At 54.6% G+C, this 15495-nt stretch carries 13 protein-coding genes and 5 tRNA genes; 4 read left to right on the forward strand and 14 right to left on the reverse strand.

What is annotated here, in order from left to right:
• Positions 1 to 199: 199 nt before the first annotated feature.
• The 4 genes from H7R58_RS17510 to emrB all read left to right on the forward strand — a co-directional run bounded on the left by H7R58_RS17510 (position 200) and on the right by emrB (position 4885).
• On the forward strand, positions 200 to 1381 hold the full coding sequence (locus tag H7R58_RS17510) for an MFS transporter (RefSeq protein WP_106928329.1): 1182 nt from the start codon (positions 200 to 202) through the stop codon (positions 1379 to 1381).
• Positions 1382 to 1516: 135 nt separating this feature from the next.
• Positions 1517 to 2047, forward strand: a complete 531-nt coding sequence (gene mprA, locus H7R58_RS17515) for a transcriptional repressor MprA (RefSeq protein WP_106928327.1) — start codon at positions 1517 to 1519, stop codon at positions 2045 to 2047.
• A gap of 110 nt (positions 2048 to 2157) precedes the next feature.
• Positions 2158 to 3330 (forward strand): multidrug efflux MFS transporter periplasmic adaptor subunit EmrA, encoded by a 1173-nt coding sequence (emrA, locus tag H7R58_RS17520; RefSeq protein ID WP_106928325.1) that lies wholly within the window; start codon positions 2158 to 2160, stop codon positions 3328 to 3330.
• Positions 3331 to 3346: 16 nt separating this feature from the next.
• Positions 3347 to 4885: a multidrug efflux MFS transporter permease subunit EmrB gene (emrB, locus tag H7R58_RS17525; RefSeq protein ID WP_106928323.1), complete on the forward strand. Its 1539-nt coding sequence runs from the start codon at positions 3347 to 3349 to the stop codon at positions 4883 to 4885.
• 61 nt (positions 4886 to 4946) lie between these two features.
• Here emrB and H7R58_RS17530 read toward each other — a convergent pair whose 3' ends face one another.
• The 14 genes from H7R58_RS17530 to recX form a co-directional block, all read right to left on the reverse strand.
• The gene (locus tag H7R58_RS17530) at positions 4947 to 6311 is read right to left on the reverse strand and encodes a glycoside-pentoside-hexuronide (GPH):cation symporter (RefSeq protein WP_182930145.1); all 1365 of its coding nucleotides are present in this window, start codon (positions 6309 to 6311) and stop codon (positions 4947 to 4949) included.
• 303 nt (positions 6312 to 6614) lie between these two features.
• Positions 6615 to 7130, reverse strand: a complete 516-nt coding sequence (luxS, locus tag H7R58_RS17535) for an S-ribosylhomocysteine lyase (protein WP_106928319.1) — start codon at positions 7128 to 7130, stop codon at positions 6615 to 6617.
• Between the two features lie 258 nt (positions 7131 to 7388).
• On the reverse strand, positions 7389 to 8933 hold the full coding sequence (gshA, locus tag H7R58_RS17540) for a glutamate--cysteine ligase (protein ID WP_106928317.1): 1545 nt from the start codon (positions 8931 to 8933) through the stop codon (positions 7389 to 7391).
• 81 nt (positions 8934 to 9014) lie between these two features.
• Positions 9015 to 9443, reverse strand: a complete 429-nt coding sequence (locus H7R58_RS17545) for a YqaA family protein (RefSeq protein ID WP_106928315.1) — start codon at positions 9441 to 9443, stop codon at positions 9015 to 9017.
• Positions 9440 to 10006, reverse strand: a complete 567-nt coding sequence (gene yqaB / locus H7R58_RS17550) for a fructose-1-phosphate/6-phosphogluconate phosphatase (protein WP_106928313.1) — start codon at positions 10004 to 10006, stop codon at positions 9440 to 9442. Before yqaB ends, H7R58_RS17545 begins: the two co-directional genes overlap by 4 nt.
• A 121-nt stretch (positions 10007 to 10127) precedes the next feature.
• Positions 10128 to 10442: a BON domain-containing protein gene (locus H7R58_RS17555; protein WP_106928311.1), complete on the reverse strand. Its 315-nt coding sequence runs from the start codon at positions 10440 to 10442 to the stop codon at positions 10128 to 10130.
• Positions 10443 to 10583: 141 nt separating this feature from the next.
• Positions 10584 to 10660 (reverse strand) — tRNA-Arg (locus H7R58_RS17560).
• 32 nt (positions 10661 to 10692) lie between these two features.
• Positions 10693 to 10769, reverse strand: a tRNA-Arg gene (locus H7R58_RS17565).
• A 194-nt stretch (positions 10770 to 10963) separates the two neighbouring features.
• Positions 10964 to 11040: transfer RNA gene (locus H7R58_RS17570), tRNA-Arg, on the reverse strand.
• Between the two features lie 91 nt (positions 11041 to 11131).
• Positions 11132 to 11208: transfer RNA gene (locus H7R58_RS17575), tRNA-Arg, on the reverse strand.
• A 3-nt stretch (positions 11209 to 11211) separates the two neighbouring features.
• Positions 11212 to 11304: transfer RNA gene (locus tag H7R58_RS17580), tRNA-Ser, on the reverse strand.
• A 318-nt stretch (positions 11305 to 11622) separates the two neighbouring features.
• Positions 11623 to 11808, reverse strand: a complete 186-nt coding sequence (gene csrA / locus H7R58_RS17585) for a carbon storage regulator CsrA (protein ID WP_000906486.1) — start codon at positions 11806 to 11808, stop codon at positions 11623 to 11625.
• A 240-nt stretch (positions 11809 to 12048) separates the two neighbouring features.
• Positions 12049 to 14676, reverse strand: a complete 2628-nt coding sequence (gene alaS / locus H7R58_RS17590) for an alanine--tRNA ligase (RefSeq protein WP_106928309.1) — start codon at positions 14674 to 14676, stop codon at positions 12049 to 12051.
• A 255-nt stretch (positions 14677 to 14931) separates the two neighbouring features.
• Positions 14932 to 15432 (reverse strand): recombination regulator RecX, encoded by a 501-nt coding sequence (gene recX / locus H7R58_RS17595; protein ID WP_106928307.1) that lies wholly within the window; start codon positions 15430 to 15432, stop codon positions 14932 to 14934.
• Positions 15433 to 15495: the final 63 nt, after the last annotated feature.

A 15495-nucleotide genomic window follows, 5' to 3' on the forward strand; every position in this document is an offset into this window, starting at 1 on the left:
GATGCCGAGAATGTACCTGAGCCGCCTCCGACTGCCGGATGGCGGCTTTGCCTTATCTGGCCTACAGACACTTTGCTTACCCGGCCTACGGAAAGATAGGGCCCCGTAGCCAAAAAGCACATTCCGCTACGCGACATTTTCCCTGCCCTTCCCGCCTTTGGTTATTATCACTCTCTCTTTCTTAATCATTTCAGCCATTATGACTAAACCTGCCCACGGGCTTAGCCCAGCCTTAATTGCCTTAATGTCCGTCGCCACCGGCCTGGCCGTTGCCAGCAACTACTACGCGCAGCCGCTGCTGGAGACCATTGCCCGCCACTTTTCGCTTAGCGCGGGACAGGCCGGGTTCATCGTTACCGCCGCACAGCTTGGCTATGCCGCCGGGCTGCTGTTCCTGGTGCCGCTGGGCGATATGTTTGAACGCCGCTCGCTTATCGTGACCATGACGCTGCTTGCGGCGGGTGGAATGCTCATTACCGCAAGCAGCAGCACTCCGGCCATGATGATCCTTGGCACCGCACTTACCGGGCTATTCTCCGTCGTTGCCCAGCTGCTGGTGCCTATGGCGGCAACCCTTGCTTCGCCGGAAAAGCGCGGTAAGGTCGTCGGCACGGTGATGAGCGGGCTGCTGCTCGGCATTTTGCTGGCGCGAACCGTTGCTGGCCTGCTGGCGAATCTGGGCGGCTGGCGTACCGTCTACTGGGTTGCCGCCGTGCTGATGGTGCTGCTGGCCTTTGCCCTGTGGCGCGGCCTGCCGAAACTCAAGCAGGAGACGCATCTCAACTACCCGCAGCTGTTGGGCTCTATCTTCAGCCTTTTTGCCCGCGATAAGCTGCTGCGCACCCGTGCTATCCTCGGCTGTCTGACCTTTGCCAACTTCAGCATTCTCTGGACCTCGATGGCGTTCCTGCTCTCCGGCGCGCCGTTCAACTACTCGGAAGGGGCTATCGGGCTGTTCGGGCTGGCGGGCGCGGCTGGCGCGCTGGGCGCACGTCCGGTCGGCGGGCTGGCGGATAAGGGCAAAGCGCACCTGACCACCACCTGGGGCCTGTTGCTACTGCTGCTTTCCTGGGTGGCTATCTGGTACGGTCACACCTCCGCTATCGCGCTGATCGTCGGTATTCTGGTGCTCGACCTGATGGTACAAGGCGTGCATATCACTAACCAGACGGTCATCTATCGCGTGCAGCCCGATGCCCGTAACCGTCTGACCGCGGGCTACATGACCAGCTACTTTATCGGCGGCGCGGCCGGGTCGCTGCTTTCCGCTGCGGCCTGGCAGCACGCAGGCTGGGCCGGCGTATGTGCGGCGGGTGCAGCAATCTCTCTCGCTAACCTGCTGGTCTGGTGGTGGGGCTATCACCGTCAGGAAGCCGAATAACACAAATGCGATGAGCGTTACGTATACAGCATCTCTATGTCATAGGTAAATCACATAAATTACGGGCATTAATTCATTTACTTTATTTGTCACCATCGTTACTATATCGACTGTAACTAATGAGGTAATGCCCAGATGGATAGTTCGTTTACGCCCATTGAACAAATGCTGAAATTTCGCGCCAGCCGCTGCGAAGAGTTTCCTTTCCAGGAAATTCTTCTGACTCGCCTTTGCATGCACATGCAGGGTAAGCTGCTGGATAACCGCAATAAAATGCTGAAAGCTCAAGGGATTAACGAGACGTTGTTTATGGCGCTAATCACGCTGGAGTCTCAAGAAAACCACAGTATTCAGCCTTCCGAGCTCAGCTGTGCGCTGGGGTCATCGCGTACTAACGCGACCCGCATCGCCGATGAGCTGGAAAAGCGCGGCTGGATTGAACGTCGTGAAAGTGACAACGATCGTCGCTGCCTGCATCTGCAGCTGACCGACAAAGGTCGTGAGTTCCTGAACGAAGTTCTGCCACCGCAGCATCACTGCCTGCATCAGCTCTGGTCGTCGCTTAGCCCGGCCGAGAAAGATCAGCTCGAACATATCACCCGCAAACTTCTTACTCGTCTGGATCAGATGGAAGAGGACGGCTCAGTACTTGACGCCCTGCGCTGATACTACCGCGATAACAATGAAAACAAACAGGCCAGCAGATAACCCCTGCTGGCCTTTCTGGTAAACAGGTCGGCGTCGCCGATATTAATAATAAGAATGTGGAGAATCACATGAGCGCAAATGCGGAGACTCAAACCCCGCAGCAACCCGCCAACAAGAAAGGCAAACGCAAACGCGCCCTCGTCTTGTTGACCTTGCTCTTTGTTATTATTGCCGTGGCCTACGGGGCCTACTGGTTTTTGGTACTGCGTCACTTCGAAGAAACCGATGACGCATACGTGGCAGGGAACCAGGTTCAAATCATGTCGCAGGTGTCCGGCAGCGTGACGAAAGTCTGGGCCGACAACACCGACTATATCCAGCAGGGTGATGTTCTGGTCACGCTCGATCAGACCGATGCTCAGCAGGCGTTTGAAAAAGCGCAGACGGCGCTGGCTTCCAGCGTGCGTCAGATGCGCCAGTTGATGATCAACAACAAACAGCTGCAGGCCAATATCGATATCCGTAAAACGACGCTGGCGCAGGCGCAGACCGACCTCAACCGTCGTATCCCACTGGGTAACGCCAACCTGATCGGCCGCGAAGAGCTGCAGCACGCGAAAGATGCGGTCACCAGCGCGCAGGCGGCTCTCGACGTCGCTATCCAGCAGTACAACGCTAACCAGGCGATGATCCTGGGAACGAAACTGGAAGAGCAGCCGACCGTGCGTCAGGCGGCGACGGAAGTCCGTAATGCATGGCTTGCCCTGCAGCGTACCAAAATCGTCAGCCCGATGAGCGGCTACGTCTCTCGTCGCTCCGTTCAGCCTGGCGCACAGATTAGCCCAACCACGCCGCTGATGGCGGTGGTGCCGGCCAATAACCTGTGGGTCGACGCGAACTTTAAAGAGACCCAGCTGGCCCATATGCGTATTGGTCAGCCGGTCACCGTGATCAGCGACATCTACGGCGATGACGTGAAGTACACCGGGAAAGTTGTCGGCCTCGATATGGGTACCGGTAGCGCCTTCTCCCTGCTGCCGGCGCAGAACGCCACCGGTAACTGGATCAAGGTCGTGCAGCGTCTGCCGGTACGTATCGAACTGGATGCCGACCAGCTGGCGAAACACCCGCTGCGTATCGGCCTGTCTACGCTGGTGAAAGTAGACACGTCCAACCGCGACGGACAAATTCTGGCCAACCAGATTCGTAACAGCCCGGCATACGAGAGCAACGCGCGTGAAATCAGCCTCGATCCGGTTAACAAGCTGATTAACGATATCGTTCAGGCCAACGCCAACTAATGCTGGGGTGCGCGTAATGCAACAGCAAAAACCGCTGGAAGGCGCGCAGCTGGTCATTATGACCATTGCGCTGTCGCTGGCTACCTTCATGCAGGTGCTGGACTCCACCATCGCTAACGTGGCCATCCCCACCATTGCCGGGAACCTTGGCTCATCGCTGAGCCAGGGGACGTGGGTCATCACCTCGTTTGGGGTCGCTAACGCCATTTCCATTCCGATTACCGGCTGGCTGGCAAAGCGCGTCGGTGAGGTGAAGCTGTTCCTGTGGTCAACCGTCGCCTTTGTCATTGCGTCATGGGCGTGCGGGATGTCCAACAGCCTTAGCATGCTGATCTTCTTCCGCGTTATTCAGGGGATTGTTGCCGGGCCGTTGATCCCACTGTCGCAGAGTCTGCTGCTGAGTAACTATCCGCCAGCCAAGCGCTCTATTGCGCTGGCGCTGTGGTCGATGACGGTCATCGTTGCGCCTATCTGCGGGCCAATTCTCGGCGGCTACATCAGCGATAACTATCACTGGGGCTGGATCTTCTTTATCAACGTGCCCATCGGCGCGGTGGTCGTGCTATTAAGCCTCCAGACCCTACGCGGGCGGGAAACGCGAACCGAACAGCGCCGTATCGACGGCGTGGGCCTGGCGCTGCTGGTGCTCGGGATCGGTAGTCTGCAGGTGATGCTTGACCAGGGTAAAGAACTCGACTGGTTTAACTCGACCGAGATCATCGTTCTGACCATCGTCGCGGTGATATCGCTGAGCTTCCTGATTGTCTGGGAGCTGACCGACGATAACCCGATTGTCGATTTGTCGTTGTTTAAGTCGCGAAACTTCACCATCGGCTGCTTGTGTATCAGCCTGGCCTATATGCTCTACTTCGGCGCGATCGTTTTACTGCCGCAGCTATTGCAGGAGGTCTACGGCTATACCGCGACCTGGGCCGGTCTGGCATCGGCGCCGGTCGGGGTGATCCCCGTGATTCTGTCGCCGATTATCGGCCGCTTTGCCCATAAGCTGGATATGCGCCGTCTGGTGACCTTCAGTTTTATTATGTACGCCGTGTGCTTCTACTGGCGCGCCTACACCTTCGAACCGGGAATGGACTTTGGTGCGTCGGCGTGGCCGCAGTTTATTCAGGGCTTTGCCGTGGCATGCTTCTTCATGCCGCTGACCACCATCACGCTTTCCGGGCTACCGCCCGAGCGTCTGGCGGCCGCCTCGAGCCTGTCGAACTTCACGCGTACGCTGGCGGGCTCCATCGGGACGTCAATTACCACAACGCTTTGGACCAACCGCGAAGCCATGCACCATGCGCAGCTAACGGAGTCGGTAACGCCGTTTAACCCTAACGCCCAGCAGATGTACGATCAGCTACAGGGTATGGGGATGACGCAGCAGCAGGCTTCCGGCTGGATAGCCCAGCAGATCACCAACCAGGGGCTGATTGTTTCGGCCAACGAAATCTTCTGGATTTCAGCGGGGATCTTCCTCGTGCTCCTGGGGCTGGTGTGGTTTGCCAGGCCGCCGTTTGGCGCCGGGGGCGGGGGCGGGGGCGCTCACTAGTTAAAAAGCCAGCTCGGTTGAGCTGGCTTTTTTTTGCCCTGTCGCGTCAGGCGACGGAAGATTAATGCGATGAGTTCGCGAATGCCCCTTGTTTAAGGTCGTCCACAATATGATTCATTCGGCTTTCATTGAGCCCATAGAATTTAATGGAAAATGCCGTGAGGACATAAAAGAGAGCCGGTACCAGCGTAAATAGCAGCATCACACCTTGCGCCGCCGACGCCGACTGTACGGCAACGTTAGATTCATAATGGAAATAAGCCAGTACCCAACCTAATACCGCTCCGCCAACGGCGACGCCCAGCTTAATCACAAATATATTGGCTGCCACATTCATACCTGTAATTCGTCGCTGCGTTTTCCATTCACCATAATTATTTGCATCAGTAATCATTGACCACTGCAGCGCGCCGTTTCCGCCCTGAATCAGCATAATAATCAAATGAATTAACAGCACGACAATCCATAACTCCGGCGGCATAAAGAAGCATAGTACGCCGAATACCGCAATCAGCAGGTTGATCCAGAAAGACAGTTTTACCTTGCAGAAGCGGGTGCCAAAGGGTTTAGCAAGAACGGAGCCAGCCATTGATGCGAACATACCGCCCAGCATAAACAGCGTGATGATATCCGAGCCTTTATTCAGCACCGTATTAATGTAGTACACCACCGCGCCGCCGCGCAGCACCACGGCCACCAGCATCATGAAGTTGTAGACCGACAGAATCAGCCACTGATCGTTTTTGAACAGAATCTTCACGTCGCGCACGATGTTCAGGTTCTCCTCTTTCACCGGCTGCACGCGCTCTTTGGTTGTAAAGAAACAGACGATGAACATCAGGCAGCCTATCACCCCGAACAGCGCCATCGACACCTGAATACCGGTAGCGCGGTCACCCGGATAGAGGAAATCCGCCAGCGGTAGAATCAGCGCAGTCCCTAGCGCGCCGCCGATAGGCGTTATCGCAAAGCGCCACGACTGCAGCGACAGGTTTTCACGCGGATCGGCAGTAATCGCTGCGCCCAACGAGCAGTAAGGGATATTAATGGCGGTGTACATCAGCGTCATAAAGATATACGCCGCCACCGCATAAACCACCTTCCCGGTGTCGGAGAATGACGGAATGGAGTAAACCAGTACGCAGCTAACCGCAAACGGGATGCAGATAGCCAGCAGCCACGGGCGGAAGCGGCCCCAGCGCGTCGAAGTGGCATCGGCAATCGCCCCCATGATGGGATCGGTTATCGCATCCAGCAGGCGCACCAGCAAGAACATGGTGCCCATCACCGCCGGCGGCAGGCCATAAATATCGGTGTAGAAATAAGCCAGAATAGCAACCGATGAGTCAAACACGATATGACTGGCGGCATCTCCCAGGCTATAGCCAATTTTTTCCTTGATAGAGATCCTATCCCCTGAAGACATATAAACTCCTGTATTTTTAGCGAATGCAACCGGTTTCAATAGGCGCTATTTTTTACGCATTCAGGGACAGGATCTATTATGTTTTTCGGCTAACTGATTATGTTTTTCATTTTATGTGATCGATAATTATCTTAACTCCCCTATTAAAGAGAGATTTTATTTTTCTGCGTGCGTCTTTCTCCTCAGATAAATACATAAAATAAATATATTCTATTTTTATTATTTTATTTATGAATATACTTTCGCGCATAAAAAAGCCCCTGCGCTCGCGCAGGGGCTCGATATTATCGATACCAACAGAAACTAGATGTGCAGTTCCTGCAGTTTTTCTTTCGGCAGCGCCAGTTCATCATTGCTGTTGATACGAACGTCGCGTTCGATAATATGACGAGCAATGTCCTGCGCTTCGCTCAGGGAGTGCATTTCGTAGGTACCGCACTGATACACGTTCAGCTCTGGGATCTGGTTTTGATCCTTCACCTTCAGCACGTCAGCCATCGCCGCTTTCCAGGCATCCGCAACGCGCTGCTCGTCCGGCGTACCGATCAGGCTCATGTAGAAACCGGTACGGCAGCCCATCGGAGAAATGTCGATAATCTCAACGCCGTTACCGTTCAGATGATCGCGCATAAAGCCCGCAAACAGGTGCTCCAGGGTATGGATCCCTCTTTCCGGCATCACTTCTTTGTTCGGCACACAAAAACGCAGATCAAAAACGGTGATCGCATCGCCGTGCGGCGTGTTCATTTTCTTCGCAACGCGAACGGCTGGGGCTTCCATACGGGTATGATCGACTGTGAAGCTATCTAACAACGGCATTTCGTAACCTCCGATATCACCTTCATGCTCCCGGGCGTGCAATTTTTTCTATCCGATTATCAACATAACCATTTGAATAGAATCAATTTTCTGTAATACGCCGCGTTCTGCTTCAGGTTAATGTGATTTTTTTTAAAATAAACTGAACTCTTTGTTCCCATGCCAGTCTTAGTATATGAAAGACGCGCATTTGTTATCATCATCCCTGATTCAGAGATGTATATTTTGGCCACAGTGATGTGGCCTTTTTCTTTTGTATCAGGCGTGTCTTGCCAGCAGCGCTTCAAACGATTCGTTATCCGCAGCTTCAATCTGACGCTGACGCGCTCTTGAAGCATCCCGCTCGTTGGCAAAATCCTCTTCGCTGAGAATCTCCAGCGGCTCTTCACGCAGCATCGTGCGGTACTGTTCCGCCAGAGCCTTACCGGTCCCCCCAATGCCCTGATCAAGCATAGAACGCAGAATGCGCGCCGAGAAGGTTAAATCCGGATTATCAAAGCAGGCCACCAGTTCATCGCATACTTTCTGATACGCCGTCCCGCCATTCATACCGTCCATAGTCTGGGCTACGCGTTTCAGATCGTGGAACAAATCTTTACCCACTTTGGTCAGCGGGAACTGCGCCGTTTCACAGCCAATCCCCAGCGTCAGCCCCGGCTTACGCCCTTCCAGAATCACGCGATTCCAGTTAGTGCGAGTGCACAGCAGCTCATCGCTGCTCATCTCCGGCGCATCGGCCAGCACGCACCAGACCATAAACAGGTCGAGGAAGCGAATCTGCTGCTCGTCCACGCCAATCGGTGAGAACGGGTTGATGTCCAGCGAGCGTACTTCGATATATTCGATACCGCCGCGCAGCAGCGCATCGGATGGGGTTTCGCCATCGCGGGTCACGCGTTTTGGGCGAATCGGTGCATACAGTTCGTTTTCAATCTGCAAAATGTTGCTGTTGATTTGCAGATGCTTGCCGTCTTTCTCCAGACCAATACGCGCATATTCTTCAGACGGTGTTTTAATCGCGCGCTTCAATCCTGCCACATACTCGTGCAATTCGTTAAACGTAATTCCGAGATTGCTTTGCGATTTATTGGTATAGCCAAGATCGCTCAGACGCAGCGAGGTTGCATACGGCAGGTAGTACATGCCGCAGTCGGTTTTCTCAAACGGCAGCGTCGTCGGCTTGCCCTGCAGGAAAGAGGAACAGATTGCCGGAGACGCCCCGAACAGGTACGGAATCACCCAGCCAAAACGGTAGTAGTTACGAATCAGACGGAAATAGCCGGCGGAAATGGCCTCTTTATCGTGTACGCCGCATTTCGCCTGCCAGAATGCCATCGGTAGCGAGAAATTGTAGTGTACCCCGGAGATGGTCTGCATCAGCGCGCCGTAGCGGTTTTTCAGCCCTTCACGGTACAGCGTTTTCAGACGGCCGATGTTAGACGTACCGTACTGTGCCAGCTCAATATCCTGACCCGGTGCGATGTAGCACGGCATGCTCAACGGCCACATGCGCTCGTCGCCCAGCTGGCGTGCAGTATGACGATGCACGTCGCGCAGGAACGTCAGCATGTGATTGATATCGCCGTCGACCGGAGTAATAAACTCCAGCAGCGCTTCAGCGAAGTCGGTAGTGATCCATTTGTGGGTCAGCGTGGCGCCCAGCGCCTCCGGATGACCGGTTGTTGCCAGAGAACCGTCTGCATTAACGCGTAGGGTTTCGCGCTCAAGACCGCGCTGGATCCCTTCAAGAGCCTGAGGGTGTTTTTCCAGCCAGGTCAGCGCCTGTGATACGTCCGGGATCAAATTGACCTCCCGCCTGTCGAATTCATGTTATTAAGCATAATTGTCATCGTGGAGATGAGGACTGCTCCACAAGCCATCCAATTAGTGCCACCACGTCATGCCTTGCAGCGTCAGCGCCGCCACTGCGATATAGCGCAGCGCCTTACCCAGGCATAAAAAAAAGAGTACCGGTCCCCAGGATATGCGCATCCAGCCTGCGAGCAGGCACAGCAAATCACCGATAACGGGCATCCAGCTCAGCAGCAACGTAGCCGCGCCGTAGCGGCGCAGCCATCCCACTGCTTTTTCCTGCCAACGCGATGTTTTGCGTAATGGAAAAAAACGACCAAGAATAACGTTAGTAGCCCCGCCAAGGCTATTACCCATTGTTGCTATTACTACCAGAAGCCATGGCTTACTCGCGCCCGCAAGCAGCAGCCCGACCAGCACGGCTTCAGAGTTCCCCGGCAGCAGCGTCGCGCTGAGGAAGCTGCTTGCCAGCAGCGATCCCAGCGCCAGAAGTTCATTCACAGCAGGCGTACGTCGACGGCGTCCATCCCCGCAGCGGCAGCAGCCTGAAGGCCAAAATCGGCGTCTTCAAACACGATGCAGCGTTCCGGCGCCACGCCCATCCGCTCCGCGCACAGTAAGAACGTGTCCGGTGCGGGCTTATGCAGCTTAACGTGATCGGCGGCGACAACGGCATCGAAATAGTGACGCAGCCCGAGGTGCGCGAGCAGCGCCTCGGCCACCGCGCTTTCGCTGCCGGTACCAACGGCCATAGGCCGACGGCCGTGCCACGCTTTCACGACTTCAATAAGCGGCAGCGGCGTCACAGAATCGAGCAGCATGGATTTCACCGCATCGGTTTTTTCGCGAGCGAGAAGATGGGGATCCAGATCGGCCTGATGACTGTCAATAATCGCCTGCGCAATCCGCCATGTCGGCGAACCGTTAAGCGCGACCATCGCCTGTTCGTCAAAACGCATTCCATAACGACCCAAAACCTCACGCCAGGCCTTACGATGCGTGGGCTCTGTATCCAGAATGGTGCCGTCCATATCAAAAATCAATCCAGCATAGCGTTCGTACATCGTCTTCTCACCCGTCGGATAATGTGACGTTACTTTATCGTAAATAGGGATGGTTGTCGCTGTTAGCCGCAGGAACAACAAAGGCGCTCTCCGGCGCCTTATCGCTACCGCTCGCTGCGGATTATTTAATTTGCATATCGTTTTCAACTACTCGTACGCCCTGAACCCGTCGGGTAACTTCGACCGCACGTTTGGCATCCGCAGAGGATGACACAAAGCCGCTTAGCTGTACGCGACCTTTAAAGGTCTGCACGTTGATCTCACTCGATTTGATGTTTTTATCGCTGAACAGCGCCGTTTTAACCTTTGTGGTGATCACCGTATCGTCAATATAGCCACCGGTGCTTTCTTTCGTTGACGAGCCAGCACAGCCGGACAACGAGATAGCCACCAAAAGCGCAGCGCAAAACGCTGACGTTGCCTTGAACCATTTCATGGATTTCTCTCCTTGCAGTCATGTCACCAGGATAAAGGCGTATACAAGGATAAATTATAGAGGAAAGAATGGGTTGCCAATGGGAAAAGCGTGAAGAAGATTTTACGATGAAAAAAAACAGAGAGGGAACTACGGAGAAGATGGTGCATCCGGGAGGATTCGAACCTCCGACCGCTCGGTTCGTAGCCGAGTACTCTATCCAGCTGAGCTACGGATGCATCAGTAAAACCAGATTGGAGAAAACAAGAGATGGTGCATCCGGGAGGATTCGAACCTCCGACCGCTCGGTTCGTAGCCGAGTACTCTATCCAGCTGAGCTACGGATGCATCGGGAAACTTGCTTTACTGCCGATATTGATACCGCTAAGAAAGCGACATCAAGTAAGAGATGGTGCATCCGGGAGGATTACTCGGCTGCGCCTCGCCCTACGGGTCGTTGCTAAAGCAACGCTATTCTCCCTGGTGCTAGCGATCATCTCGCAGACCTTGAAACAACAGCGTTGCTGCTATTCCGGAGAATATGGTGCATCCGGGAGGATTCGAACCTCCGACCGCTCGGTTCGTAGCCGAGTACTCTATCCAGCTGAGCTACGGATGCATCGGGAAACTTACTTTACTGCAGATTCGATACCGCTGCTAAAGCGCTATCTGTTTTCTGTTACAACGCTAATGCGTTATCTCAGAGAAGATGGTGCATCCGGGAGGATTCGAACCTCCGACCGCTCGGTTCGTAGCCGAGTACTCTATCCAGCTGAGCTACGGATGCAAATGGCGGTGAGGCGGGGATTCGAACCCCGGATGCAGCTTTTGACCGCATACTCCCTTAGCAGGGGAGCGCCTTCAGCCTCTCGGCCACCTCACCAACAACACCTCTTGCGAGTGCTTCGAAGAACTTGTTTCTGCTCATCGTCGCTGTGTGGCGCACATATTACTTTCTGGGACTTATAAGTCAAACAATTTTCCGCAGATTTTTTTCGTTTGCACATTTCACAGACAATCAGGCGTTAAAAAAAGCAGAACGGGCGTTTTATCAACAGATAAAACGCGATTACGGCCGCAAAACGGCAATACGAAAAAATGGCGCTAAGGGAGAGAACAGAAGAAAAAAGGGCTGACGCAGAAGATAAAACGGGAAAAACGGCGGGAGTTGCGTCTCACCCGCTGGGTGAGACGCGAGAACTTAGTAACTGGACTGCTGGGATTTTTCAGCCTGGATACGCTGGTAGATCTCTTCACGGTGGACAGAGACTTCTTTCGGGGCATTTACGCCGATGCGCACCTGGTTACCCTTCACTCCTAAAACTGTCACAGTGACCTCATCTCCGATCATGAGGGTCTCACCAACTCGACGAGTCAGAATCAGCATTCTTTGCTCCTTGAAAGATTAAATGAGTCGGGTCTCTCTGTATCCCGGCATTCTCCATCATATAACGCCAAAAGGTCAGCGATGACAAACACCTTATGTGTAAGCAGTCACGGCATCACATTCTGTTAAATGTAAGTCTAGCCGATTTACATGACTTCAACCTGACTTTATCGTTATCAGTACCGCATATGCAAGACGCCTGAACAGATAACGTTAGGCGTCTGCATGCGTTTATTGTTATTACAGTTTAGCGCTTACCCAGCCCTTCACGCTGGCCAGTGCAGCCGGGAGAGCCGCAGCGTCGGTACCGCCAGCTTGCGCCATATCCGGACGACCGCCCCCTTTGCCGCCCACCTGCTGAGCGACCATACCAATCAGTTCCCCTGCTTTCACACGGTCAGTCACGTCCTTAGACACGCCCGCAATCAGAGAAACCTTACCTTCTGCAACCGTCGCCAGCACGATAACCGCCGAACCCAGCTGGTTCTTCAGATCGTCGACCATGGTACGCAGCATTTTCGGCTCAACGCCGGCAAGTTCGCTCACCAGCAGATTAACGCCGTTAATCGTCTCAGCTTTGCTGGAAAGATTCGCACTTTCCTGGGCTGCGGCCTGCTCTTTCAGCTGCTGCAGCTCTTTTTCCAGCTGGCGGGTACGTTCGATAACGGTACGTACTTTCTCCGTCAGGTTGTGGCTATCACCTTTCAGCAGCTGAGCAATGTCGTTTAAGCGATCGCTTTCAGCATGCAGAGAGGCTATTGCACCCTCACCGGTAACGGCTTCAATACGACGCACGCCTGCCGCTGTGCCAGATTCCGACACAATGCGGAACAGACCGATATCACCGGTACGAGAAGCGTGGGTACCGCCACACAGTTCGGTAGAGAAGTCGCCCATGCTCAATACACGCACGTGGTCGTCATATTTCTCACCAAACAGCGCCATTGCGCCCTTCGCTTTCGCCGCATCCAGATCCATGATGTTGGTTTCGATCGGCAGGTTGCGACGAATCTGGGCATTGACCAGATCTTCAACCGCGCGGATCTCTTCCGGCTTCATGGCTTCAAAGTGGGAGAAGTCGAAACGCAGCACTTTATCGTTAACCAACGAGCCTTTCTGCGCCACATGCGTGCCCAGAACCTGACGCAGCGCCGCGTGCATCAGGTGCGTAGCGGAGTGGTTCAGACGGATGCGAGCACGACGTGCGTCATCCACGTCAGCCTGCACGGCATCGCCTACTTTCAGCGCGCCGGTCGCCAGCTTGCCAAGATGGCCAATAGCCTGACCGTATTTCTGGGTATCGCTAACGGCGAAGCTAAAGCCCGCGCCTTTCAGCTCACCCTTGTCGCCAACCTGGCCGCCGGATTCCGCATAGAACGGAGTCTGGTCCAGAACGACAACGGCTTCCTGGCCCGCAGCAATAGACTCTACCGCTTTACCGTCAACGAACAGGGCGGTGACTTTACCGTTCAATTCCAGATGGTCGTAGCCTTTAAACTCAGATGCGCCGTCAACGCGGATCATGGCGTTGTAATCCGCGCCAAAACCGCTGGATTCACGCGCACGACGGCGCTGTTCTTCCATTGCGGCTTCAAAGCCAGCTTCGTCAACCTTGATATTACGTTCACGGCAAACGTCTGCCGTCAGGTCAACCGGGAAACCGTAGGTGTCGTACAGGCGGAAAGCGGTTTCGCCATCCAGCGTATCGCCGGTCAGCTTCGCCAGCTCTTCGTCGAGCAGGGCCAGGCCGCGCTCCAGCGTACGAGCAAACTGCTCTTCTTCGGTTTTCAGAACCTGTTCAACCTGCGCCTGCTGGCGTTTCAGCTCTTCGCCTGCGGCACCCATCACGTCCACCAGCGGGCCAACCAGCTTGTAGAAGAAGGTGTCTTTCGCGCCCAGCATGTTGCCGTGGCGGATTGCGCGACGAATGATACGACGCAGCACATAACCACGGCTTTCGTTGGACGGCATCACGCCATCGGCAATCAGGAACGCACAGGAACGAATGTGGTCCGCGATGACGCGCAGCGACTTGTTGCTCAGGTCGGTTGCGCCAGTGACTTTAGCCACGGCATCAATCAAGGTGCGGAACAGGTCGATTTCGTAGTTGGAGTTCACGTGCTGCAGAACGGCAGTTATACGCTCCAGACCCATACCGGTGTCCACGGACGGCTTCGGCAGCGGTTCCATGGTGCCGTCAGCCTGACGGTTGAACTGCATGAAGACGATGTTCCAGATTTCGATATAGCGGTCGCCGTCTTCTTCTGCGGATCCCGGAGGCCCACCCCAGATGTGGTCACCGTGGTCGTAGAAAATCTCGGTGCACGGACCGCAAGGACCGGTGTCACCCATCTGCCAGAAGTTATCGGATGCATACGGCGCGCCTTTGTTGTCGCCGATGCGAATAATGCGCTCACGCGGAATACCGACTTCTTTTTCCCAGATTTCGTAAGCTTCGTCATCGCTCTCATACACGGTAACCCACAGGCGCTCTTTCGGCAGCGCAAACCAGTTTTCACCGGTCAGCAGCTCCCAGGCGTACTGGATAGCATCGTGTTTGAAGTAGTCGCCGAAGCTGAAGTTACCCAGCATTTCGAAGAAGGTGTGGTGACGTGCGGTGTAGCCGACGTTTTCCAGGTCATTATGTTTACCGCCCGCACGCACGCAACGCTGCGCGGTGGTCGCGCGCGAATAATTACGTTTGTCGAGACCGAGGAACACGTCCTTGAACTGGTTCATCCCGGCGTTGGTAAACAACAGAGTGGGGTCGTTATTCGGCACAAGGGAGCTGCTGGCAACTACCTGATGGCCTTTACTATGGAAAAAGTCGAGAAACGCCTGACGGATCTCAGCGGTGCTCTTGCTCATAATTATCCTGAAATCAAGCTACACTTCATCCTTCAAACCGCCTCTTCGTTGGCTGCGCTCGTTCACCCCAGTCACGTACTTATGTACGCTCCTGGGGATTCACTCACTTGCCGCCTTGATGCGGCTTGAATGATTTCGTGTATTTAAGGAATATTCGTCGCAGACGCGGGCCACCGTAAAAGCAACCCGCATCCAAACGGAAAAAGTGGGAATAAGATAAGTTTTCTTTAAAGGGAAGTAAAATCCCGAGTGCGGTCAATCAGCAAAATTTCGCCATATTTCCTGGATATCTTCCATAAGGTAGCCGCGGTAGAGCAAAAAACGCTGGATTTTAACCTTCTCGGCAAACAGCGTCGGCAACGGATCGCCGTATTTTCGCTGCGCCTGTTCGCGCGCAAGCATCCCCCAGTCGATCTCGCATTCCCGCATCGCCTGTTCGATATCGTGACGGTTTATCCCTTTTTGCCCCAGCTCCTGGCGAATGCGCGCCGGGCCATAGCCTTTACGGCTACGGCTGGCGAGAAACTGCCGCACAAACCGGAGATCGTCCAGATAGCGGTTTTCAAAGCACCAGGCAATCACCTTTTCAACATCTTCCGGCGGCGCGTCAACGGCTTCCGGGCCATTTTTGGTCATCACCGGAGCGGTCAGCTTGCGCCGCAGCTCCTGCTCACTGTGGTCACGCATCGCCAGAATGCGGATTGCGCGGTCCAGCAGACGGGCATAGGCGGAGCGGCGCGGTGAGTTTTCGGTCATCGTTTTTCTGCCATTGTGATAAATGCAAAAAGGGCTGCATCAGCAGCCCTTCGTCTTCGTTCT

The organism is Klebsiella sp. WP4-W18-ESBL-05 (assembly GCF_014169075.1).
GTDB classification, from domain to species: domain Bacteria; phylum Pseudomonadota; class Gammaproteobacteria; order Enterobacterales; family Enterobacteriaceae; genus Kluyvera; species Kluyvera ascorbata_B.